This window comes from Lentibacillus sp. L22, assembly GCF_040812445.1.
In the GTDB taxonomy this organism is placed as follows: Bacteria; Bacillota; Bacilli; order Bacillales; family Amphibacillaceae; genus Lentibacillus_C; species Lentibacillus_C daqui.
The window spans coordinates 1-21,403 of the sequence record NZ_JBFNXI010000052.1 but is presented as its reverse complement, the minus strand read 5'-3'; the positions used below and the strand labels follow the sequence as shown (position 1 = coordinate 21,403).

The window sequence follows — 21,403 nt, the reverse complement described above, 5'->3', positions numbered from 1 at the left end:
GATCTCTAGTTTAAGCAAACCATTTCTGGAAAGGTTCCATCTTATTTTACGAAAATAACCCAGGGCTAAGCTTCATTTATCTTTTTGGTTAGAAGTATGAATAATTCAGGTTTATATTGAAGAACTTCCTCTTTGAATCGCTGTCCATTGCATGTTTCGCAAGTGGTTCTGACTCCTTCAAGAAATGCAAGATCGGAATAAATGAATCCAGTTCCTCCGCATTCCGGACAGGCTCCTTTTGAATTAAAGCTAAAGAGTGATTTACTTACTTTGTTGGCTTTTGCAAAATAAGTCCGAATGGAATCCATCATCCCCGTATAAGTTGCCGGATTAGATCGGATCGATGTACCAATAGGCTTTTGATCAATGACGATGGTATCTGGGTGTTGTGTCACAAGCTCACCAAAAATTAGTGTGCTTTTCCCTGAACCGGCTACTCCGGTAATTGCCGTTAGCACACCCGAAGGAATATCAACGGTCACGTTCTTTAAATTGTGTTTTGTACCATTGATGATAGAAAGATGTCCGTCAGGTTTCCGTATTTGCTTTTTTATGGTTGGTTCCGTCCGCATGTATTTTCCAGTAAGTGTATCTGAATCATATAGACCGTGAACATTTCCTTGATAGACAATTTCTCCCCCATTTGTGCCTGCACTAGGACCGACATCCACAATATGATCGGCTATTTTAATGACATTCTGGTCATGTTCAACTACTAAGATGGTGTTTCCTTTATCACGCAATTTTATCAGCATTTGATTGAGTCGATACACATCCCGAGGGTGTAACCCTATACTCGGTTCATCGAAGATATAGATCATATCCGTCAGACTGCTGTTAAGATGTCGTATCATCTTCACTCGTTGTGATTCTCCACCGGACAATGTTGATGTTTCACGATTTAGCGAAAGATAGTAAAGCCCCATGCCAATGAGGTGTTGTAATCGAATCGTCATGCCATCAATGATTGGTATTGCAATTCGATTTTCAATCCCTTTTAGAAAAGATAAAAGTTCACCTAGTTCTAATGCCGAAATCTCCGCAATGTTATGTCCGTCAATCTTGCAATTCAAAACAGTTGGATTCAATCTAGCTCCTTCACAGGAAGGGCAGGGCTTTAACGATGTGAACTGTTGAATCTGCGCACGGGTTTTTTCTGAATGCTGGCTGGCTTCCTTCTGAATATAAAGTCGTTTAAATTTCACCAGAACGCCTTCATAATCGGAATGAACAGATCCACCACTTTCCAAAGGGATTTCCATACGTCCACCTTTACCGTAGAGCAATGTATGCCATTCATCTGCCGTATAGTCATCGAGTTTTTTGTCATTATCAAATAAACCGGAATACACATATCTCTTCCAATAGGCACTACCAACAGAAAAAGTCGGATACAAAATAGCCCCTTCATTAAGAGATTTTGTCTTATCAAATAATTTCTCTAAATCCGGCTCAATCTTACGTCCAATGCCCTCACACTCTGGACACATGCCTTTTGGATTATTAAAAGAAAAAATATCAGACTCACCGGTATAAGGCTCTCCGATACGGGAAAATAACAACCGCAATAAAGAGTCGATATCGGTAGCCGTGCCAAGTGTTGATCGCGCATTACCTCCTAAACGTTTTTGGTCAATCACAATGGCAGGAGAAAGGTTTTCAATTGATAGAGCATCAGGCTGACTGTATTTGGGTAAGCGATTTTGAATAAACGTCGTAAACGTTTGATTTAACTGTCGCTGTGCTTCCCGGCTAATCGTATCAAAGACAATGGATGACTTTCCCGATCCAGATACACCCGTAAAAATTGTGATTCTTTTCTTCGGAATTTTAAGGGAAATGTTTTTTAAATTATTTTCATTTACTTCACGTAAAATAATATGATCGTGCTCGTGCATTATCTGCTTAACCTCCTGAGAGATATCAGTTATAAGTCTTGGAAATGTTCAAATTGCACAGAGATCCAGTAGCAAATAGTTAGTTGGAATATATAAAAGTAATCTTGATAACCTATTTCAATGTTTTAAGTAGTTCAGAATATCTGTGATATGGATCGTCAAGTAGCGAAATACAATCCTTTCCCTTTAATCTTGGAGGATTTGACAAAAAGAAGATAAATGGGGTTATTCCCTTATTATCTTCTTTTGTCATTACTTCATTAAATTTTTTTGGAAATGGGAATTTTTAATTTGGAACAACCGGAGTCGGTAAATATCCAGTTTTTTGAAAGTATCTTAATGTCTTCTTAATTAATTCTGCATCTATAATTGGTAATTAATTCCTACTGACTTTTTATAAACAAAAAGAAATATTTGCTATTTTAATATTATCAAATTATAATTAACTAGGTCAACTATTTCTCTAGTACTTAAATTCAGTTGTAAATAATTTATAGTTTCATTGAAAGTCACTAGTAACATGAACAAAAATAAAAATTCATCTAAGAAGCAAGAGAAAATAAATAAAAAAGGCTCTAGATTATTTTCCAAGGGAGGATAAATTTTGGATAATTTCTATAAATTCAAACAGGAATTTGTTCCATTTCAATGCAGAATTGTTTCTCATCATAATAAATTTAATGTCGATGGTATTACTTCATCTCAATACAATATTATCGACTTATTAGAAAGGAGAGGCCCCAAAACTACACGATCACTATCAGAGGAGTTAGGAATTTCATTATCAGCAGTGTCAAAATTAGTAAAAAAGCTTATAGATAAATCCTTAATAATACAGGAACGCGACCAGAATGACAGACGTTCTTATCACCATACTATTACCGAAAAAGGGCATGCTTTTTTGAGGAAAGCAGAGAAATCCCGAAACGAAGTAATGGAATTAATTCACAAAACGTTAACAAAAGACGAATTGGTGGCATTTACCAATATTTGTAAAAAGTTAAATCAAATATCTACTTCCACTAACGATGAAGAAGAAATGAAATAATAAGAAACTTAAAATGAAAAACATGAATGATTTATAGGCTGTACACTTAGGAAATAAATTACCAAACCGTCAATTTAATTTATTATTAAATGATCTACCTGAAGATCATCAAAAACATATAAGGAAGTTTCATTTTTGGACGGATCGTCAACGGTCTTTGCTGTCTATTAAATTAATAATGTTCACCTTTTCGGGGGGATGGGCAGAAACACCCATAATTGAAGAGAGATTCTTTTGGGTGGGACCTATAATTTTCCCAATTTGGATGATGGTTTTAGCGGTAAGAAGAGTTTGAAAATTAAAAGATGAAAAGTGAAAAGATCAAATTAATTATTCTATAAACTAAAATTACAGTGTAACAATCGGGAGCTTTAACAGGTAAATATATGACCATAACAGGTTATATTATAGACTAATATGATGAAAGTTGTGTTGTTGTATGGCATTGTTTTTTACATATGTTCTTGCAGGGCTTGCCGTTGCAATGCCGGTTGGAGCAATTACAGTAGAGATGATAAGGCAGGGTCTTAAAAATGGATTTATGCACGGTTGGGCAGCTGGGTTGGGTGGGATGACCATTGATTTTGCTTTAATATTAGCCCTTTACTTAGGGTTGGCATCTTTTTTGCAGTTTCCTTTTATTCAAATACCGATGTGGTTAATTGGTGCGGTCTTTTTATTTTTAATTGCTTATGACTCGATTAAAAATGCAGAAAGTGATATTACTTTGTCAGGTGAGAAGCCGACTAAATCTTTTGGTTCTTCTTTTCGTAATGGCTTTCTTGTTGCGATATCACCTGGAAATGTTGTTTTTTGGGTAAGTGTATTTGGGGCAGTTCTGTCTGATTCATATACTTCTACTGGTTCAACCAACTTTTTAATCATAGCAGCAGGTGTCTTAACAGGAATATTACTGCACGATATAGGATTATTAACAATTGTGGCTACTACGAGAAAAGTAATGAACCGTTCAATGATTAAAGGGTTTTCTATCATTGCAGGGGTAGTATTAATGGGCTTTTCGGGATACTTTGTTTATCGATTCATTATCGCAATATTAGATGTAATCTAAATTAAGGTATTCCGTAGATGGCCGTTGGTACAGCTCCACGGGAATTTCACCCCTGCAAGTATTTCTTCCAGCCCTACTCATAGCTTGCGACGCTTTGAACGCTCGAACCATGACGATAGGGGAGTATCATTATCCTAACTGATGGGTTATCGCCAGCAATCCACCACGATTGCATTAGATTCATAGATTATCGCTCGTTTCTAACGAAAGTCGTGGCGTATGAATCAAGTGGCTCGTCATCAGTAGAATGTATCTGATTTTTTAGTTTATACTGCACAGCGTTATCTTCCGTGCTTTCTTTGTCAAAGAACAAATATATGATTAATGAAAGGGAAAACCTAACCATTCTGTATTCAAATTTTGAAAGCTAAAACAGATTGCATAAGCTTCGCTCGTAAGCGTTCGCGTGTATCTTCATCGATGCCCCAATAAGTGTTTCCTTGTTCATCACGGAGCTTACGCATGGATAGGCTTGTCATATAGCTTCCATAATGTAGAACAACTACTTTCATTGCTTCTGGCTCACCCTTATTTGCAGCTAAAATAATTGGGTACGGCAATAAACCACGCTCGTTGTTTCCAACATTAGAATTAATCACTCCATTCATCTGCATGTTCCTCCAAAAATTGTCTTAACCTTTTGAAAGAGCTTGTCCTCCTATACTGAACGGTACTACGTGGAATATCGAGTAGTTCAGCTATTTCTACATCTGATTTGTCAAAAAAGTAGTATAAAAGGACAGTCTTACGCTTTTCTTTTGGCAAAGTACGCAACGCTTCAGCGAGTAATTTCGGAGTTATTTTCTTTCCAGCCACTTGAAAACTTTGTCCTTCTTCACCTTCGTATTGCTTATCTAAGGTATAGAGCTCATTTTCTTCTTGTGGGGTGAGATCAGAAAATGTCATCTCCTTTGCTTGTCGTTGTTTTCTTTCATTAAAAATATTGATTGCTTCATTCTTCAAAACACGTTTACAAAAAGCATTAAATGTACAGCGAACTTGCCACTCGGTACGATCCGGTTCTATCATGCATTTCCTCTCCCTTCGCAACTGCAAAGGTGGGCGATGATTTCCCCACAAAAAGCCCAACTGAACATAAATCAGCAGGGCATAAGAGTTTGTATATCGTATTATGTAGTTTGTGTAGGTAGATTCATGGCCGTAATAATCCCATAGAACTTCAAGAACTTTTTTAATATGTAGAATGGTATCAAATCAGGAAAAAAGTAAATAAACACGGCGATAACCTCCTTCATACCGCCGTGTCCTAAAAAAGGGCGCACTTAATACACCCTCTCCGAAATCCTATTTTTAAAAAGGGAAAACGGCGGCTTTGAATTTTCTTAATTTCAAAACCGCCGTTTGATATATTAGCTGTCTGTATTGTTTTTGCACTCTAAACAAACAACGGTTTTAGGTTGTATTAGTGAGTGAAGAAATATGCAGTATGCTCAAAAAATCAGATCCCATTTTTAAGATTTTAAAATTTTTCTGTTTAGACCTCAGTCAAAAACCTAATGTGCTTATAAATTTTATAGGATAATCCGATTACCCTAAAATATTTCTAATGGTTTTTTCATCAACACCGACAGTTTCAGCTATCTTTACGCAAAGATTTTGTCAAGAGATTGTTCCTCAACCAGCTTTTTAAAGTTTTTCAGTCATTTTTCGATTTCTATCGACTGAAATAACTCATTCGGAGCCGCTAAATGTAATTAAAAAGTATCCCGCTTAGTAAAATTCCGTAAACCATATATTAGTAAAACTACGAAGGTTCCAATAACTAGTGTATAAAATAACAAGTAAGACTGAATAGGTGATTCATCTTCAGGTGACATAGCTAGCATAGGTTGCGTCCAAGGATAAATCTGTCCTAAAGGTGTGCTGGCAACTATAATAGCTGGGAGAGTAAAAACAATACTAACAGCTAATGGTATACCAAAGGTTTTAGCCCTTATGGATATCGTTAGTTGTAGAAGAATCAATGGTAAACAAGCAAAAATCCCTCTAATCACGAATCCGAATATTGAAAATATCGGAAGACTGCCTTCTATTCCTTGTACATAACCAAATCCTATAAAAAAGATTAATAGGATAACCATTGAAATAACTACCATTTTTACTACCGTTAAAAATTTCCCTAAGAAGATCTCCGAATATTTGATTGGTAAGGCTAATAATTGTTTCCATCCTCCGCCGACATGTTCACTTCTGCAAACAAGAGCCGTGAATACCCCCACTAGGATTGGCAATACAAAAGGACCCATAAATAATGCTACTTGTGTCCACGCCTCTATCCATTCATTATCCCCAGGCTGCATAAAAAGGTCATAGTTTTTAAAGAAATTGATATAAGCCAGGCACACACCTAATAACGGACCTAGCAAATAAAGTAACCACAACTTGGAGCGTTTTAACTTTAATCGTTCAACATATAATATATTTTTCAACATAATCCCCCCTTACTGCACATTCTGTTTAGCAAAATGTATAGTTCCGATAAACATTAGGATGATACCTAATAACAAATTGATGACGAGGAAGGCAGAAAAATCTTGATTATACCCTAATCCTTCATATTGCAATATAATCGTTGAGACTTGACTTGGATAGGCTAAGGGTAACCATCTTGTCGTTTGAGCAGCTGCTAAAAATAAACCCATAATAGCAGAAATTGCTCCAATAAGAATTGAGAAAGCCTGATTTTTAATGGTCATGGATAACCAAAATTGAAACGCCATAATTGGTAATACGGTAATCAACATGCCGTAACTGTCGCCTATCAATAAGCCCCATGGAATATCCCCTTCAAATCCGAGTACCTTCCCTAGAAAAACCATTCCAATCAGAAAAATAGTAACAGAAAGGAATAGACTAATCGTTAACCAAATAAATTTACTTAAATAGATTTTTCCTCTTGAAATAGGCATTGAAAGGGTTTGTTTCCATCCATTTGCCTGATGTTCAATATTTGCTATCACAGATGCAGTAAGTGTAACGGCTAATGGGAAACCTAGTCCAAATAACAAGCTATTGTCATACAATAAATACATCCACATGGAATCAGCACCGAACATCTCCGCTTGTTTTTCCACAAACTCAGCACGATAGGTGAAATTCACCAACTCATATGCCAAGATAAGTAATGGAACCAATAATACAATAATTAATAACGATGAACGTTTTAATTTTAATTGTTCTGCCCACAATATCTTTCTCATAAGCTACCCTCTGTACCCGTTAATTCTAAGAAGATATCTTCAAGTGTTCTTTTCACTTCTTCCAGTCGGTAGACAGATACACCCGAATGAACCAAAGTAGCGTTAATATCTGAAACAAACGCGGGTTCCGTTTGGGCTAACCACAAGAAATCGTTTTGTAAATCAGCCTTTACCCCTTGCTCTTTTAATATTGCATTTGCTTTCATGACATCACTAACGCCGACTTTTAATAGTGGTTTCTGTTTTTGTCTTAAGCGTTCAATCGAATCTTGGAAAATCATTTTTCCATTATTAATGATCCCTACCTGTGTAGCCATTTGATCTATTTCACTTAACAAGTGGCTGGATACAAGAACACTCATTCCTGCTTCAGGCAATTTTTTAATCAACTCCCTAATCTCTTGGATACCAGATGGATCTAAACCATTAGTTGGCTCATCAAGTATTAATAAATCTGGATTACTAAGCATTGCAGCCGCAATCCCCAGACGTTGCTTCATTCCAAGAGAATATTCTTTTGTTAGCCGGTTCGCAACTTTGCTTAATCTAACTATTTCCAATACTTCATTCACACGTTTTTCTGGAAGATCCCGTAACCTTCGAACCGCCTCTAAATTTTCACGGCCAGTTAAATTTCCATAGTATGTTGGGGACTCCACCAACGATCCAATCTGTTGTAAAATTGGCAGACGATTTTTTTTCAGGCTTTGCCCAAAAATTTCAATATGACCTTTTGTGGGTTTTATCAAACCTAGTAACATGCGAATCGTCGTCGTTTTTCCGGCCCCATTTGGCCCAAGGAATCCATAAATTTGTCCACGTTCAATCCGTAAATTTAGTCCATCTACAGATATGTGTTTTTTGTACTTTTTTGTTAGATCATTTGTCATTAATATTTGATCATTCATCTGTTTCTCACCTCATTTCTATCGTAAACGGAATAAATTAAACATGAATGAAACTTTCCCTAAACATTTGCTTAACAATCCAATTCCGAATATTTCTCTATATCAATTACATACTTAGAGTAGCTTAGGTTATGGAGTAATTATACTTTTCAGAAATCTAAACGGGATATAAATTCTTTACTAAACGGGCTTTTTTATCTATGTTTTATGTAATAATGAAGATAGGAAGGGGGATAAAGTGTGACTTTAAAACTTGAGGATCATAAAATTCTTATCATTGATGATGATCAGCATATTTTAGATTTATTAATCACAATATTTGAAAAGGAAGGCTTTCAAAATGTCTTAACAGCTGCTACTGGAGCAGAAGCACTTTTAATGACAACACAAAATCATCCCCACATTATATTGTTAGATGTTATGTTGCCTGATATAGACGGCTTTACCCTATGTGGCAAAATTCGTTTGGAGACAGATGTGCCTATATTGTTTCTTACAGCAAAAACAACAGATTTAGATAAGTTGCAGGGTTTTAGCTTTGGAGGAGATGACTATATTACCAAACCTTTTAATCCATTAGAAGTAGTAGCTCGTGTGAAGGCTCAATTACGACGTTCTATTCAAATTCCAGCCCAACATACACGGAAGCAAGTTTACGATTATGGGGTTTTTAATATAGATCCCAATACTGGAAGACTCATTGTTAATGGTGCACGAATAGAGTGCCCTACCCAGGAGATGAAACTTTTACTCTATTTTTGCGAACACCCTAACCAAATTCTAAGTAAGCATCAAATTTATAAAGATGTATGGGGAGAATTGTATGGTGGGGACAGTACGGTGATGGTACATGTACGGCGTTTACGTGAAAAAATAGAAGAAGATCCAAGCAGACCTAAATGGATTAAAACAGTCCGAGGATTAGGCTATATATTTGAAACAGACGTAAATGAGGAGTTGTTGTGAAATTAAAAAACCGTGTCGCCTATTACTTCGTATCACGACTTTTCTGGTTAATGCTTATTTGGGGCTTACTCATTGTTCTTAGTGTTATTTTGATTAGCTTTTTTCTCGGTCATAACAAAGAAGAAAATCCACAATTATCGATTAGCAAAATCGTTGAACATACGGATATGGTTGATCAAAAGCCTACAATAGGCTCGAAGACAAAAGAAGATTTGATAAAAAACAACATGTGGGTACAAATCTTGGATGAGCAGGGTGATGAAGTTTTTTCCATTAACAAACCAAAAAGCATGCCAGATCATTATGACCCTGGAGAACTAGTGTCTGACTACTTATATCCTGCCAAAAAGGGTTTTCAGTTATCTACATGGTATGAAACCAAAGATAATCAGGATCTAACATGGGTTTTGGGGAAACCGATGACAAGTAATAATCCCTTTCAATATTGGGTGAATAATTTATGGGTTCTTTCCATCATTATTATTGGAATATTAATTGCCTTATTTTTTGGAAGACAATTGGGTGCTCCTTTACTCTATATTGTATCTTGGATTGAAAATCTATCTATAGGTAAATATGAAGAACCTTTTAATAATCGAAAGTTTAATTCAAAGCAACGCTGGCGAAATAAAGCTGAATATAAAACGTATCAAGAATTGACGCAGGCTCTTTCTAAGCTTACATCAACTCTTCAGAGAAACACAGAAGAACGAGAGTTATTAGAAAAGACAAGGGAAGAATGGATGACGGGAGTCTCACATGATCTAAAGACGCCTTTGTCTGTTATCAAAGGGTATACTGTACTCCTTTCTTCACATGAACATGACTGGGAACAAGATAAAGTACGTCACTTTTCCAAAATCATGGAGGAACGTGTGGAGTATATGGAGCAACTAATCGAAGACTTCAATTTAACTTTTCAATTGAAAAATGATACTATTCCGATACAACTTGAACAAAAAGACCTTGTAAATGTTCTCAAAGGTACTTTGGAACAATTGAAAAAAATGCCTGAATCAAAAAATAAGGTGTTTTCATTTGAAACGAATAAGGAACAAATACTTTTTAATATGGATACGAAATACTTAAAGCGAGCATTTGAAAACTTAATCGCGAATAGTATCAAACATAATCCGCCTAATACTGAAATTAAGATCATACTTCATGAAGACCTGTCTCATCCAAGACAAATTCGTGTTTTAATTGAAGATGATGGGGTCGGTATGGATCAAGAAACGATTGAACATTTATTCGATCGATACTTCCGTGGGACGAATGCAACTTCTAATAATTCTGGAACAGGACTAGGAATGGCAATTGCAAGGCAAATCATAATAGCTCATGGCGGAGAAGTTGAGATAAATAGTAAACTTCAATTAGGAACCCAGTGTAATATTACTTTCCCAATCGAATAGAATCATCAAGACTATAAAATAACTTATCGGTTCCGATTTCCTTCATCTTTTCGTCAATCTGTTTAAGAATGTACTGTCCCAATGCATCATCATCAATTTGTATTTTTATGAAAGATGTATCAATTATTGCGGTTCACCTTTCTTTTTTATTCCTGCATTTGTATATAAAGATGTTTTGTATGCAAAAAGTATATACATAGATAAATCGACTATTTAAAAAATCAGACGGCTGTTGGTACAGCCCCACGGGAATTTCACCCCTGCAAGTATTGGTTCCAGCCCTACTCATAGCTTGTGACGCTTCAAACGCTGGAACCATGACGGTAGGGGAGTATCATTATTCAAACTGATGGGTTATCGCCAGTAATCCACCACGATTACATTAGACTTCTTGGTTATCGCTCGTTTCCATGGAAAGTCATGGCGCAAGAACCAGGTAGCTCGTCATCAGCAGAACGTGTCTGATTTTTTGTTATGCTGCACGACATTATCTTCCGTGCTTTATTTGTCAAAGAACAATTCCATTCTAAAATTCAACAATTAACTTTCTGCATGAGAATGATGTTAATGAAATTTAAACTTGATAACTGCTGTGATTAATTTAAGTTCTATCCTTCGCTTCCATTCGTCATCCACAATCAGAGCAGTGTTTCCATTCTCATCTACTATTTTTCTCTGTGCGGTAATTGTAGCCTTTGTAATGGTTCACAACTTGGTCCATAGCTTGTGAATCGTCTTGTACCGCCATTAAGATTACCGAATAAGGAAGTAAAGGATAGTCATTCATTTTCATGCTCCTTTAAATAGTTTTTAATCTTTTCTAATGCCTTCTTTTTGTGGTAATTAACGGTTCCCCTAGCTATTTCTAACTCTTTGGCAATTTCAGTATCACTCATATCTAAGAAAAAGAAGCATAAGATAATGAGTTGATCTCTCGTTTTGATAAAGATTGAATAGCATTCACAATTAAAAAATCTGCTACTGGAACGACATAATCATTAAGGTGAAAATAATAGACATCCGTAGCGTAGGTGTCACACATACTTAGTTCATTCAACTTCTCTTGACTTACCGCAGATAAGACAATCAATCTTTTATTCTGTGTCTGTGTTTCACTTTGAAAGGTGAGATAGCAATTTGGATTTTCATTAAATATTATTTATTTTTATGTTTATTCCATCCATTACTTAAATTTTTAGTTTAAAATCAAACTACTATTTGATATTTTATTCATCATTCCAATGATGAATAGTATTTCTATGAGAATTATGGGTAATAGAAAGAAAATACTACCTAAATATACGACTAAAATAATAATTGGAATTGTCACCATACTTATAACGGCAGTAATGATCGTGGCTTTACTCTGTTTAACTACTTCCATATCATTACTCCATGTATAGGTTGGAAAACGTAAATTGACTAAAAAACCAACAATACTTATTAGGGTCAATGTAGTGAACATCAATACGACCATCGTTATTAGGTAAGGTATGCTCACATGAAATACGGTATAAAACACAATGACAGTTAACGCCATACCAGGGAGAAATAAAAGTATATTTACCGATACTTTTGCTAATGCAATTTTAGTGATGCGGATAGGAGCTACCAACATGACCCAAATACTTTTTCCTTCGAATGAAAGGCTACAAGAGGTGGTTGTTGTAAGCATGAGAAATACAAAGGTTATCATGGTAAATAGATGTTGGGCTGTGATCGTAAATCCGATTACATCATAAGAAAAGGAAGGCATATTTGGTATGACTCTAATGAGAATACATATATTTAATGCGATCATCCCAACAGGGGTTAACAGCGTATTACTTACATATGTGAGGGAAGAGAAATATAATTTGAATTCTTTCCTCAATAACGCAATAATGGGTGTATTTACAGTCCAAACGGCATTCGTATTTCTTCTTTTTAGCTGTTTTCTTTTTTGATCTTTAAGGAAATGATGAAAATAATGTAATACATAGATTGTTATCGTTGTGGTAACAACCGCTATAATAAATAACAAAATGAGATTTAATAGAAAATGAGATTCTGTTATATCATCAATCGAATATCGAAAAATAGAGGCATTTATAAACCAATCTTTATAATCCATGGATTTTGAGTTAACTATAAAATAAATCAGCGGTGCTATAAAAATTCCTAAGGAAAGGATCGATTCTGTTACATTGTTATGGAACTTAATCAGTGTTAGAAAGTTTCGTACCAACAAGGAAATTAAAAAAGTCAGATTGATTGCCAGTAACGGAATGATGAAACTTAATACTAATAAAACAAAAAGGATGACGATAAAGTAAATGTTTAAAAAAGAGAGCGTTAAAATATACCCAAACATCAACACAATAAATGTTAAAATGATATGAATGATATATTTACTCAATAGTGGAAGCAGCTTGGCTTCCCAGCTTTTTATAGGTAAGCTAAAAATGAAATCACTATCTTTGCCATCTATCACATCATCAAATCCGCTAAGATTATTCCATATTCCAAAAATCCAAAACAATAAGGATGAGAGTAAAACAAAAAGAGCTGCCATATTATTATTTGCATTTAAATCTATGGCAATAAACAGCACATAACCTAAAAACATTAAAAAAGCTGCAATGTAACCTGAAATAGTATAAATAGCGTACTTTCTTACTTCTTTATTCGAGCTGTTCAAATTAGAAAGCTTCATTTGATTTTTCAGACGAAATGAAAATAATAACTTCAGATTATGCATGGGATGTCACATCCCTAAACAGTTCATTTAACGATGTGTCTTTGATAATGTTTTCCATCGTATCATTTACAACCACTTCGCCTTTATTTAAAATCACCACTTTATTACAAACTTTTTCGGCTACCTCAAGCACATGGGTAGAATATAAAATGATCGCTCCTTCTTTTGCTCTTTTTTTCATTTCATTGATCAAAAAATGAGTAGCGTTGGGATCTAAACCAACAAAAGGTTCATCTAAAATAATGAGTTTTGGATTATGCATAAATAACGAAATGAGAACGAGCCTTTGTTTCATTCCGTGGGAATAGCTAGATACCAGCTCATGGATCGCACTTTCCAATTCTAATTCTTTTAGTAAATAAGCTAAGTTTTTATCTCGTTCTTTATCATCCATTTGATAGAGAGACGCAATGAGTTCAATATAGTCTTTTCCAGTCATGTTGTTATATAGCGTAGGGGTATCAGGAGAATAGCCAATCATCGCTTTAAACTTTTCGGGATCATCTTTTAGCTTTGTATCAAACAGCTTTACTTCCCCTTTATCAAACGCATGTATACCAACAATGGCTTTAATCGTCGTCGTTTTTCCCGCTCCGTTTGCGCCAATAAATCCACAGATATCGCCTTCATGCAATGCTAAAGATAAGTTTTTCACTCCTTTGTTAGAACCTTTATATGTTTTGGTTAAGTTTTTAATCGATAACATGTGCTATCCCTCCTAAACCTGATTAATGAAGAACTTGGCTGTAAAAATATTAATCATAATATAGATAATTGGTGCAATGAGTAACAGGAAGTTGGCACTGCCTGTTTGAAGAAGCAAGCTTTCCGCTAAGGTCAGTACACCGCTTGGCAGGAATAAAGAAAATGTCTCATTGATATTTCCTAGTAACAGAAAAACCATCGATAATAATATTGTTGCCACACCAATAAATATCGAACTTTTTATTATGGTGCTAAACAAAACTGCTAAACTGATAACGAAAAGAATCCATACACTGTAAAATACAAGGAACAATAAAAAATCAGTGATAGAATAATAATCAAAAAGATAAATGGTGTAGAAATAAGAAACAATCGAACCTATTGCAATGCATACCATGCTGATCAGCCAGTTTCCAAAAAGTTTGGAACTGATATATTCTAAACTGGATACAGGTCTAGTGAAGATAAAGCCTTGCACTCCACTGTTTTTCTCATTGGCGATCATCCCCATAAAACTTATAACAAGTATGATTAAACCGATTTGATTAAATTGGCCTGAAAAAGTCGCCAGTAACACTTCATTTGCCTGTGGATCAGGGGCATTCGGATCGATCATTATCCCGTCAATCCCTCCAACGTTTTGAATAATGACCTCCATATATTTATCAATTAATGGCTGTGTTACACCAAGAATGGTGAAAAATATCGTTAACCAGATAAACTTTATATTTCTAATGGCCTCCAGTAATTCAACTTTGAATAAGATAGCTATATTTCTCATACTTCGGACACCAACTCTAAAAATATTTTTTCTAAATCTTTCTTCTCATATGCCAAAGAATTGATCTGGATGTTTAATTGTTCCAATTCTTTGATAAGATGAGAAAAATTGATTGGTTCATTACTAGTGACCGAATATTGACCAGCTTTTATCTCTTTCAATTTATATGGATCATTTAATTTTATGGTTGATGTAGTGGTTTCGTCTGTATTGACTTGGAAATTTACTTGTTTCCTATTTACCGTTTCATCTTGATTGGTTATGTTTCCAATAATTTTTCCGCTTTTTATAATAATGTAGCGATCACAGAACTCACTGGCATCATCTAAAATATGGGTAGATATGAGAACAGTCGTATATGCTTTCAGTTTTTTGATTAAATTCTTGATTTCATTTCTGCCAACGGGATCAAGCGCAGAAACCGGCTCATCTAAGATTAAAAGCTTGGGACGATGAAGAATCGCTTGAGCAATTCCTAACCGCTGTTTCATACCTCCAGATAATTCTTCCACTCTGTATTTGTTTTTGTCTTTCAGTCCTACGTCTGTCAAAATGTCATTGATATTGTCAGCAAGATATTCTTTACTTAAACCAGATAAGCTGCCAAAAAATCGTAACGATTCTTCACACGTCATCCACCGTTTAAAATCTGTGTGCTGTGACAAATAACCAATATCATTTTTGAAGTTTAAAATGTCTTTGCCATGAAAGGTGATTTTTCCGCTCTCATAACGAATGATACCAGTCATACATTTAATCAACGTGGTTTTGCCCGCTCCATTTGGCCCTAATAGGCCAATACACTCTCCTTCTGCGATATCAAAACTAATATTCTTTAATATTTTTCTGCCTCTAAAAGATTTATTCACCTTATGAATGGCGATCATTCTTTAACATTCTCCTTCCAATAATCAGATATAGTATGGGTCCAAGCGTGTTGAGCAGTACGATGACAATCGCCCAAACGATTGGGTAATTTACAATGTTTCTGCGACGATACAAATCAAATAATGCGACAGCTAAAAGTATGCCGTGTAAAACCAAAATTGGAATAACTAATGGTAAAATTGCGTCCCAATTCAAATCGAATAAAACACTAATATCAGTGTTCATAAAGGTATCCTCCTATAATTATCATTATTGATAACGATAATTATAATGTACATTTAAATAAAAATCAATTATTATTATAAGTAAGGAGTGAAAGCTATGGAATTTAAATTATTTAAAAATCAGATACGTTTTAAAATAGCATTAGAACTAATTGATAAAGAAGGGGGATTATCCATCATGCAATTAAACGATTTATTAGAAGATGTGCCACAGGCTACATTGTATAGACATATGAATTCGATGTATGAAGATGGATTGGTAAAGGTTGTAAACACAAGAAAAACACGATCAGGAGAAGAAAAATTTTATGCAATAAACACAGAGACGTATAAAATTGATGAAGAAGAATGGAACCAAGCAAGCTATGATGAAAAGGTGAATTTTGTAACTTTCTATTTCATGTACATTCTGCAATCCTACAAAAGTTACCACGAAATCATAAAGGAAAAAAAGGATCAATCTACTTTCTCCATTGCGAAGTTACATTTAGATGAATCTAAATTTGAAGATTTCCAGTCAGAACTTAATGCATTATTTAATAAATATTATGATGAAAAACAAAATGATAATAGTAAAGAGCGAACAATCTCGTTAGTTATTATACCCTGAAAACAGGTTGTGGTAGGACAATAATGATAAATTTTCCTTTAGTAAAGATTACTGGACAATAAAAAGTTCTGAACACTAAGAAGCCAGTGAATCGTCCTCAAAATCAGGTGTTTCCTGCTTACATTGAATTATTTGCGTTATGGATAAATGCGGATTTTGGGCAAACAGGTAAAAAATAGATCGCTGCAAATAAGCCTTCACCGTAGCTTCGGAGACGACTGCTTTGGAGGGTGTCCGCAAGTAACGAAAGAGCAGACCAGGGACACGATGGGAATAATGAATCGAGATCAGCTGTAACAGCCCCATGGCGATACAGCTGCACATCACGTATCCTTCGATGGCTTTGATGGCCAACTGGATGTTTTCTTTATCTTTTGTGTCCGTAATCTGCTCTAACGGGTGCGCTTCGCCCTTTTTTAAATAACGGTTCAGCTTTGGCATCGATTTACTCCAGAAATGATAACCGAAACCATCGATGACCTGTTTCATTTCTCGGAAAGCAGATTCGATTTTGAAGCGATGTCCATATAACTGGATGATATCTATAGCTGCAAGCGTTTGGTCGGTGCTTACCAAAATGGCTGACCGCTCTCCATATTGAACGAACAAAGCGCAGTTCTTGATATAATCCCTGTCCCCACAACAAATCAAGACAGAGATATTGAACCGTTTCTTCCTTGCCATAGATGGTTACTTTAGCAGATTGAAACTGATCTGCCCGGGTGGAAAACAGCGTCATCAGTTTGATATCTTTCCCCTTTTTTCGTGGGCGTTCCCCGTCCCTTCTTTTTCGCAGGAGGTTGCTCATACGTTACGGCACTCTTCTTGGCTTTGGTAACAAGGTGCATCTGCGTGTCTTCGGATTGATGGAGTTCGTTTAACCGCTTTAGGGTAGGAACAGACAGGAAATAGCGATCCAGCAGCAATAGTGCTTTTCCAAATGTTTTCGCTGTGATAAATCCTTGTTCAATCATCTGCACCACATGGGATTCTTGCCGAGATGTATCTTTCCTGTTTATTCCAACCAAAAATCGCTTTAACACCATCTTGCAGGTTGATAAACAAAGGCAGACAAAACTATTTCTGTGGTGTTCCCATTAGAATGCCGACAGACCAAACAAATGTCCGAAACGTGGCTTTGGAGTTATTCTCGGATTCCTGGTGAAGCTTTTTGACAGCAGGCATCCGCCGGGCTTCTTTGGACTGTTTCACACCATCGCCTACAAGCACCACTTTTCCATTGTAGCGAACAAGAGGAGCAGTACGTTGAATGATTTGAAGCCATGCCATACGAATGGATTCTAAAGACCATGCATCGGAACGGAAAAATTGGTTGAGTTTTTCATAGCATCGGGCAGGCAATGAAAGGGCACGCATCAAGCCGATAATGACAATAATAAACCATTTGTAGGTGGCTTTTCTGGAAAAGCAGGTACGAAATGCACATGGGATAGAATCAATATATTTTAACATAGGTATGGTCAATCGCCTGAAAATAGGGTAAACTATTTAATATAACCCTTTCAGCGATCTAATCTCCTTTCCGGTAAGTTAGGTTATTAGATATATTCGCCAGAAAGGGTTATTTTTCCTGCGTTTTCTTATTTGAACTCTTCACTGTCCAGTTATTTTAAATATGGAGGGAAAATGACTCTTAAAGCAATTCTGTAATGAAGAAATTTGAATTAATTGGAGGTACCTTTGACATATTGTTTTTTGTCCAGTAAAAAGGGTGAATTGGAAGGCACTCCAACAGTCAAACAACGTTATCCGGATAAAAGGGGATTCTTCCAAGTTTTTCAGAAGCGCTGAACGATTGATAAAAGGTTCAACTTGATATGATGATGAGTTGAAAGGTTTAGCCTCCATGGTATTATAGAGTTAAAATTCAGATAGAATTCCTGCGTATGCTAAGCGGAATGGAGTTAGCCCCAGCAAAAACGGAGCTTATCTATGGATTTTTCGAAACCTATTTTAATTATATAGAGGGAGGAAGAGGAGCAAATGCGAAAGGAAATCGATAAACTGCCTGAACATGAAGCGGATCGAGTACTTGAATTGCCGAATTCGTATCGGGAAGAAGGATTTAAACAAGGAAAGAAAATGATAGTTAAAAATATGATCAAAAAGGGATGTCGGATCAATTAATTGCTGATATTGCTGGTTTAGACATTGAAGAAATTAAAGAAGTGAGACAGCGGTTGAATGGTACAAATGAATCGTAAGTAAGATTCAGAAATCAACGGAGAAGTCGGAGAAGGCTGGCTTTTATCCGATCGAACAAAACGTAATAGATGTTTTTGAAAAGGCCTGGGAAGTATTAAGAGAAGGGTTAATGGAATCACATTTGTCGCTTTCATTGACCGGATACCCTGATCTTAACTCATGGCTAAAATTGAAATTGATGATCGGTAAGTAGGGGAGGGAGTGGACGTAGTTGATGGAGCTCATGCTTAAATTCCAATGGGAAATATTCATTACCGCAGAAGTGTTGTCTATGGTGTCACTTTTACTGTTCGGTGTTGTCCGATATGTAATGAATAAGAAAAAGCTAAGCTTACTTTTTATCGTTGCTTTTCTTGTATTCTTAGCTTTAGAAGCATTACTGGCAATCTTGATTTATCGGATAACCGGGGAAATCTCAACCTTTCAGATAGTCATTACTATTTTTGTGATTTATGCATGTACATTTGGCGTTATAGACTTTAAGAAATTGGATCGCTGGATGCGGAAGAAAGTCGGGGATTGGCGTGGGGAGGAACTTTTAACCGAAAAAGACTATCAAGTTATAGAAAGAAGTAAGGATCCGAAGTATGTGGCAAGAAAGTATCGTTGGTCTTCCACTGTACATCTAGTAGTGTTTGTTGTTGTGCAATTGGTGTTTTGGATGTACGGTACCGCAAACTTGGAGGAATTGTTTGGATATATACGTGATCTTTCCTGGATTGAAGCAGGTACTTATGAGGAATCTCCATATCCGAACGAAGCAATCTATTCCATAGGGATGCTTTGGGGGATAGTTTTTATTGTTGACTTTATATGGTCCTGGTCCTATACCATTTTTCCATCAAAACCTAAAAAATAAAAAAGTTTTGAAACAAATTAAGACGCTTATTCAGGTAAGCGTCTTAAGTCATTTTACTCTCCAATAATATGATATCCCGAGTCCACATGCATGACTTCGCCTGTAACACCTCTGGACAAGTCACTCATAAAGAATAAAGTCGCATCGCCAACTTGGTCTTGATCAATATTACGGCGCAAGGGAGCTTTCTCTGTAATGAAAGACGTCTTTTCATTAAATCCGGATACGCCTTTTGCGGATAACGTGCGAATCGGTCCTGCAGAAACAGCGTTAACACGAATACCATATTTACCAACATCCTCGGCCAAATAGCGGACACTTGCTTCCAATGAGGCTTTGGCAACACCCATGACATTGTAATTCTTGATGACCCGTTCTGAACCAAGATAAGTTTGGGTAACAATACTGCCGCCTTCAGTCATTAATTCCTTGGCTGCCTTTGTGACAGCTACCAGGGAGTAGGCACTTATCTCTTGGGCTAACAGGAATCCGTCCCGGGATGTGTCTGCATACTCTCCTTTTAATTCTTCCTTATTGGCAAATGCAACCGAGTGCACCAATCCGTGAATGACACCAACGTTTTCTTTAATCTCCTGGAAAGCGGATTGGATGCTCTCATCACTGGCTACATCACATGAAACGATTAGCTTTGCTGTTATTTCATTTTCTTCTAGCAGTTTTTCCAATTTCTTACGGGAACGTTCCTGCCGATTGGTAAATATTAAATTTGCCCCGGCATTATGTAAGGACTTGGTGATTCCCCAGGCGATACTGCGTTGATTTGCGACGCCCATGACAACAATATTTTTCCCTTTTAACAACTCAGTCATTTGTTTACCTCCAATATAAGCAAGTGTTCAAAGCAATTATTGAAAAATCAATATTTTATATTCATCGATTACTGAACACTTCGATTAGATCTGTAGATAGTATAACCCAAAACTAATATTGAAAGAAACCATAGACCCTAAGCAATTTATCACCCGGCTAAAAAATGATAAAAAGTGAAAATACCCTTTACAAAATCAAGCAATCTGTATATAATAAAATTCGTTGGTATACGACATAGTTTTTAATTGCGACATACATAATCGGCAAGGCCCGTTGGTCAAGTGGTTAAGACACCGCCCTTTCACGGCGGTAACACGGGTTCGAATCCCGTACGGGTCACCATTTTGGGGAGGATTAGCTCAGCTGGGAGAGCATCTGCCTTACAAGCAGGGGGTCGCAGGTTCGAGCCCTGCATCCTCCACCATTCGTACGTTGTGTCAACTGGAATGAATAAACATTCCAATTGGTACACATACTTAGATAGTGATTTTTGTACATATGAAGCGTATGTTCAAAAGGAGTGTCATTTTTACCGGACCTTTTGAACAACTGCTACAAGCCGGCCTAGCTCAATTGGTAGAGCAACTGACTTGTAATCAGTAGGTTGGGGGTTCAAGTCCTCTGGCCGGCATCATTTTTTTATGTATAATATTTGTAAAGCTGTTAACAATACGGAGGGGTAGCGAAGTGGCTAAACGCGGCGGACTGTAAATCCGCTCCCTTTGGGTTCGGCAGTTCGAATCTGCCCCCCTCCACCATGATCATATTGTTGGGCTATAGCCAAGCGGTAAGGCAGCGGGTTTTGATCCCGTCATTCCCAGGTTCGAATCCTGGTAGCCCAGCCAATATTATGTTTGCAAATGAATTACATAAAAGGGAATGTTCAATAGGTGGTTTATCCTTCCCCATTTTGAATATGCTCTAAAATCAGAACTTATGATGCGATCAATGAGCCATTAGCTCAGTCGGTAGAGCATCTGACTTTTAATCAGAGGGTCGGAGGTTCGAATC

The 21,403-nt window shown here is 36.4% G+C and carries 24 protein-coding genes, 5 tRNA genes and 1 pseudogene; 12 read left to right on the top strand and 18 right to left on the bottom strand.

Annotation, left to right across the window (positions count from 1 at the left end):
* Positions 1 to 110: 110 nt before the first annotated feature.
* Positions 111 to 1,898 (bottom strand): annotated as a pseudogene (locus ABRT01_RS16050) (excinuclease ABC subunit UvrA); the annotation flags it as partial.
* Positions 1,899 to 2,502: 604 nt separating this feature from the next.
* On the opposite strand from ABRT01_RS16050, the gene ABRT01_RS16045 reads away from it, so the two are divergent.
* Both ABRT01_RS16045 and ABRT01_RS16040 read left to right on the top strand, forming a co-directional pair.
* The gene (locus ABRT01_RS16045; RefSeq protein WP_269410924.1) at positions 2,503 to 2,946 is read left to right on the top strand and encodes a MarR family winged helix-turn-helix transcriptional regulator; all 444 of its coding nucleotides are present in this window, start codon (positions 2,503 to 2,505) and stop codon (positions 2,944 to 2,946) included.
* Positions 2,947 to 3,385: 439 nt separating this feature from the next.
* Positions 3,386 to 4,018 (top strand): LysE family transporter, encoded by a 633-nt coding sequence (locus tag ABRT01_RS16040; RefSeq protein WP_269410925.1) that lies wholly within the window; start codon positions 3,386 to 3,388, stop codon positions 4,016 to 4,018.
* A 353-nt stretch (positions 4,019 to 4,371) separates the two neighbouring features.
* On the opposite strand, the gene ABRT01_RS16035 is transcribed toward ABRT01_RS16040, so the two are convergent.
* The 5 genes from ABRT01_RS16035 to ABRT01_RS16015 all read right to left on the bottom strand — a co-directional run bounded on the left by ABRT01_RS16035 (position 4,372) and on the right by ABRT01_RS16015 (position 8,147).
* A complete protein-coding gene (locus tag ABRT01_RS16035; RefSeq protein ID WP_077735386.1) occupies positions 4,372 to 4,626 on the bottom strand; it encodes a helix-turn-helix domain-containing protein in 255 nt (84 codons plus the stop codon).
* Positions 4,610 to 5,047, bottom strand: a complete 438-nt coding sequence (locus ABRT01_RS16030; protein ID WP_367748531.1) for an RNA polymerase sigma factor — start codon at positions 5,045 to 5,047, stop codon at positions 4,610 to 4,612. Before ABRT01_RS16030 ends, ABRT01_RS16035 begins: the two co-directional genes overlap by 17 nt.
* A 686-nt stretch (positions 5,048 to 5,733) precedes the next feature.
* Positions 5,734 to 6,471, bottom strand: coding sequence for an ABC transporter permease (locus ABRT01_RS16025; RefSeq protein WP_269410928.1), 738 nt, complete (start codon positions 6,469 to 6,471; stop codon positions 5,734 to 5,736).
* Positions 6,472 to 6,480: 9 nt separating this feature from the next.
* Positions 6,481 to 7,239 carry an ABC transporter permease gene (locus tag ABRT01_RS16020; RefSeq protein WP_269410929.1) on the bottom strand — a complete coding sequence of 253 codons (759 nt, stop codon included), beginning with the start codon at positions 7,237 to 7,239 and terminating at the stop codon, positions 6,481 to 6,483.
* The gene (locus ABRT01_RS16015; RefSeq protein WP_269410930.1) at positions 7,236 to 8,147 is read right to left on the bottom strand and encodes an ABC transporter ATP-binding protein; all 912 of its coding nucleotides are present in this window, start codon (positions 8,145 to 8,147) and stop codon (positions 7,236 to 7,238) included. The genes ABRT01_RS16020 and ABRT01_RS16015 overlap by 4 nt, the downstream gene beginning before the upstream one ends.
* Before the next feature lie 240 nt (positions 8,148 to 8,387).
* On the opposite strand from ABRT01_RS16015, the gene ABRT01_RS16010 reads away from it, so the two are divergent.
* Together ABRT01_RS16010 and ABRT01_RS16005 are read left to right on the top strand one after the other, a co-directional pair.
* On the top strand, positions 8,388 to 9,113 hold the full coding sequence (locus ABRT01_RS16010) for a response regulator transcription factor (RefSeq protein ID WP_269410931.1): 726 nt from the start codon (positions 8,388 to 8,390) through the stop codon (positions 9,111 to 9,113).
* Positions 9,110 to 10,528 (top strand): sensor histidine kinase, encoded by a 1,419-nt coding sequence (locus tag ABRT01_RS16005; RefSeq protein WP_269410932.1) that lies wholly within the window; start codon positions 9,110 to 9,112, stop codon positions 10,526 to 10,528. Before ABRT01_RS16010 ends, ABRT01_RS16005 begins: the two co-directional genes overlap by 4 nt.
* A 564-nt stretch (positions 10,529 to 11,092) precedes the next feature.
* Here the strand turns inward: ABRT01_RS16005 and ABRT01_RS16000 are convergent.
* The 8 genes from ABRT01_RS16000 to ABRT01_RS15965 form a co-directional block, all read right to left on the bottom strand.
* On the bottom strand, positions 11,093 to 11,197 hold the full coding sequence (locus ABRT01_RS16000; protein ID WP_367748544.1) for a helix-turn-helix domain-containing protein: 105 nt from the start codon (positions 11,195 to 11,197) through the stop codon (positions 11,093 to 11,095).
* Positions 11,187 to 11,315, bottom strand: coding sequence for a helix-turn-helix domain-containing protein (locus ABRT01_RS15995; RefSeq protein ID WP_367748526.1), 129 nt, complete (start codon positions 11,313 to 11,315; stop codon positions 11,187 to 11,189). The genes ABRT01_RS16000 and ABRT01_RS15995 overlap by 11 nt, the downstream gene beginning before the upstream one ends.
* Positions 11,308 to 11,451, bottom strand: a complete 144-nt coding sequence (locus tag ABRT01_RS15990; protein WP_367748541.1) for an RNA polymerase sigma factor — start codon at positions 11,449 to 11,451, stop codon at positions 11,308 to 11,310. Before ABRT01_RS15990 ends, ABRT01_RS15995 begins: the two co-directional genes overlap by 8 nt.
* 272 nt (positions 11,452 to 11,723) lie before the next feature.
* Entirely contained in the window at positions 11,724 to 13,268 is a 1,545-nt protein-coding gene (locus ABRT01_RS15985; RefSeq protein ID WP_367748523.1) for a hypothetical protein, read from the bottom strand.
* Positions 13,261 to 13,974, bottom strand: a complete 714-nt coding sequence (locus ABRT01_RS15980; protein WP_269410934.1) for an ABC transporter ATP-binding protein — start codon at positions 13,972 to 13,974, stop codon at positions 13,261 to 13,263. The genes ABRT01_RS15985 and ABRT01_RS15980 overlap by 8 nt, the downstream gene beginning before the upstream one ends.
* 12 nt (positions 13,975 to 13,986) lie before the next feature.
* Positions 13,987 to 14,754 (bottom strand): ABC transporter permease subunit, encoded by a 768-nt coding sequence (locus tag ABRT01_RS15975; RefSeq protein ID WP_367748519.1) that lies wholly within the window; start codon positions 14,752 to 14,754, stop codon positions 13,987 to 13,989.
* Complete coding sequence (locus ABRT01_RS15970) at positions 14,751 to 15,641, bottom strand: ABC transporter ATP-binding protein (RefSeq protein ID WP_269410936.1); 891 nt, start codon at positions 15,639 to 15,641, stop codon at positions 14,751 to 14,753. Before ABRT01_RS15970 ends, ABRT01_RS15975 begins: the two co-directional genes overlap by 4 nt.
* Entirely contained in the window at positions 15,625 to 15,867 is a 243-nt protein-coding gene (locus ABRT01_RS15965) for a PLD nuclease N-terminal domain-containing protein (protein ID WP_269410937.1), read from the bottom strand. Before ABRT01_RS15965 ends, ABRT01_RS15970 begins: the two co-directional genes overlap by 17 nt.
* 96 nt (positions 15,868 to 15,963) lie before the next feature.
* Between ABRT01_RS15965 and ABRT01_RS15960 the strand changes: the two genes are divergently transcribed.
* Positions 15,964 to 16,476, top strand: a complete 513-nt coding sequence (locus ABRT01_RS15960; RefSeq protein WP_269410938.1) for a helix-turn-helix domain-containing protein — start codon at positions 15,964 to 15,966, stop codon at positions 16,474 to 16,476.
* Positions 16,477 to 16,551: 75 nt separating this feature from the next.
* Here ABRT01_RS15960 and ABRT01_RS15955 read toward each other — a convergent pair whose 3' ends face one another.
* The 3 genes from ABRT01_RS15955 to ABRT01_RS15945 form a co-directional block, all read right to left on the bottom strand.
* Positions 16,552 to 17,160, bottom strand: coding sequence for a hypothetical protein (locus ABRT01_RS15955; protein ID WP_269410939.1), 609 nt, complete (start codon positions 17,158 to 17,160; stop codon positions 16,552 to 16,554).
* Positions 17,161 to 17,171: 11 nt separating this feature from the next.
* Positions 17,172 to 17,459 carry a hypothetical protein gene (locus ABRT01_RS15950; RefSeq protein WP_367748515.1) on the bottom strand — a complete coding sequence of 96 codons (288 nt, stop codon included), beginning with the start codon at positions 17,457 to 17,459 and terminating at the stop codon, positions 17,172 to 17,174.
* Between the two features lie 94 nt (positions 17,460 to 17,553).
* Positions 17,554 to 17,949: a hypothetical protein gene (locus tag ABRT01_RS15945; protein ID WP_269410941.1), complete on the bottom strand. Its 396-nt coding sequence runs from the start codon at positions 17,947 to 17,949 to the stop codon at positions 17,554 to 17,556.
* A 531-nt stretch (positions 17,950 to 18,480) separates the two neighbouring features.
* On the opposite strand from ABRT01_RS15945, the gene ABRT01_RS15940 reads away from it, so the two are divergent.
* Positions 18,481 to 18,624 (top strand): hypothetical protein, encoded by a 144-nt coding sequence (locus tag ABRT01_RS15940; RefSeq protein WP_269410942.1) that lies wholly within the window; start codon positions 18,481 to 18,483, stop codon positions 18,622 to 18,624.
* Positions 18,625 to 18,916: 292 nt separating this feature from the next.
* On the top strand, positions 18,917 to 19,561 hold the full coding sequence (locus ABRT01_RS15935) for a hypothetical protein (protein WP_269412417.1): 645 nt from the start codon (positions 18,917 to 18,919) through the stop codon (positions 19,559 to 19,561).
* Between the two features lie 53 nt (positions 19,562 to 19,614).
* Here ABRT01_RS15935 and fabI read toward each other — a convergent pair whose 3' ends face one another.
* On the bottom strand, positions 19,615 to 20,391 hold the full coding sequence (gene fabI, locus ABRT01_RS15930) for an enoyl-ACP reductase FabI (protein WP_269410943.1): 777 nt from the start codon (positions 20,389 to 20,391) through the stop codon (positions 19,615 to 19,617).
* Between the two features lie 268 nt (positions 20,392 to 20,659).
* Between fabI and ABRT01_RS15925 the strand changes: the two genes are divergently transcribed.
* The 5 genes from ABRT01_RS15925 (at position 20,660) to ABRT01_RS15905 (ending at position 21,237) form a co-directional block, all read left to right on the top strand.
* Positions 20,660 to 20,734 (top strand) — tRNA-Glu (locus tag ABRT01_RS15925).
* A gap of 6 nt (positions 20,735 to 20,740) precedes the next feature.
* A tRNA-Val gene (locus tag ABRT01_RS15920) sits at positions 20,741 to 20,816 on the top strand.
* Between the two features lie 134 nt (positions 20,817 to 20,950).
* Positions 20,951 to 21,023 (top strand) — tRNA-Thr (locus tag ABRT01_RS15915).
* Between the two features lie 42 nt (positions 21,024 to 21,065).
* A tRNA-Tyr gene (locus tag ABRT01_RS15910) sits at positions 21,066 to 21,150 on the top strand.
* 12 nt (positions 21,151 to 21,162) lie between these two features.
* Positions 21,163 to 21,237: transfer RNA gene (locus ABRT01_RS15905), tRNA-Gln, on the top strand.
* Positions 21,238 to 21,403: the final 166 nt, after the last annotated feature.

Excerpts from the sequence above, each read along its gene's own strand:
- ABRT01_RS16040 (WP_269410925.1), top strand. The coding sequence starts at position 3,386 with ATGGCATTGTTTTTTACATATGTTCTTGCAGGGCTTGCCGTTGCAATG.
- ABRT01_RS16035 (WP_077735386.1), bottom strand. The coding sequence starts at position 4,626 with ATGAATGGAGTGATTAATTCTAATGTTGGAAACAACGAGCGTGGTTTA.
- ABRT01_RS16030 (WP_367748531.1), bottom strand. The coding sequence starts at position 5,047 with ATGATAGAACCGGATCGTACCGAGTGGCAAGTTCGCTGTACATTTAAT.
- ABRT01_RS16025 (WP_269410928.1), bottom strand. The coding sequence starts at position 6,471 with ATGTTGAAAAATATATTATATGTTGAACGATTAAAGTTAAAACGCTCC.
- ABRT01_RS16020 (WP_269410929.1), bottom strand. The coding sequence starts at position 7,239 with ATGAGAAAGATATTGTGGGCAGAACAATTAAAATTAAAACGTTCATCG.
- ABRT01_RS16015 (WP_269410930.1), bottom strand. The coding sequence starts at position 8,147 with ATGAATGATCAAATATTAATGACAAATGATCTAACAAAAAAGTACAAA.
- ABRT01_RS15995 (WP_367748526.1), bottom strand. The coding sequence starts at position 11,315 with ATGAATGACTATCCTTTACTTCCTTATTCGGTAATCTTAATGGCGGTA.
- ABRT01_RS15985 (WP_367748523.1), bottom strand. The coding sequence starts at position 13,268 with ATGCATAATCTGAAGTTATTATTTTCATTTCGTCTGAAAAATCAAATG.
- ABRT01_RS15980 (WP_269410934.1), bottom strand. The coding sequence starts at position 13,974 with ATGTTATCGATTAAAAACTTAACCAAAACATATAAAGGTTCTAACAAA.
- ABRT01_RS15975 (WP_367748519.1), bottom strand. The coding sequence starts at position 14,754 with ATGAGAAATATAGCTATCTTATTCAAAGTTGAATTACTGGAGGCCATT.
- ABRT01_RS15970 (WP_269410936.1), bottom strand. The coding sequence starts at position 15,641 with ATGATCGCCATTCATAAGGTGAATAAATCTTTTAGAGGCAGAAAAATA.
- ABRT01_RS15965 (WP_269410937.1), bottom strand. The coding sequence starts at position 15,867 with ATGAACACTGATATTAGTGTTTTATTCGATTTGAATTGGGACGCAATT.
- ABRT01_RS15960 (WP_269410938.1), top strand. The coding sequence starts at position 15,964 with ATGGAATTTAAATTATTTAAAAATCAGATACGTTTTAAAATAGCATTA.
- ABRT01_RS15955 (WP_269410939.1), bottom strand. The coding sequence starts at position 17,160 with ATGGCAAGGAAGAAACGGTTCAATATCTCTGTCTTGATTTGTTGTGGG.
- ABRT01_RS15945 (WP_269410941.1), bottom strand. The coding sequence starts at position 17,949 with ATGTTAAAATATATTGATTCTATCCCATGTGCATTTCGTACCTGCTTT.
- ABRT01_RS15940 (WP_269410942.1), top strand. The coding sequence starts at position 18,481 with ATGCGAAAGGAAATCGATAAACTGCCTGAACATGAAGCGGATCGAGTA.
- ABRT01_RS15935 (WP_269412417.1), top strand. The coding sequence starts at position 18,917 with ATGGAGCTCATGCTTAAATTCCAATGGGAAATATTCATTACCGCAGAA.
- fabI (WP_269410943.1), bottom strand. The coding sequence starts at position 20,391 with ATGACTGAGTTGTTAAAAGGGAAAAATATTGTTGTCATGGGCGTCGCA.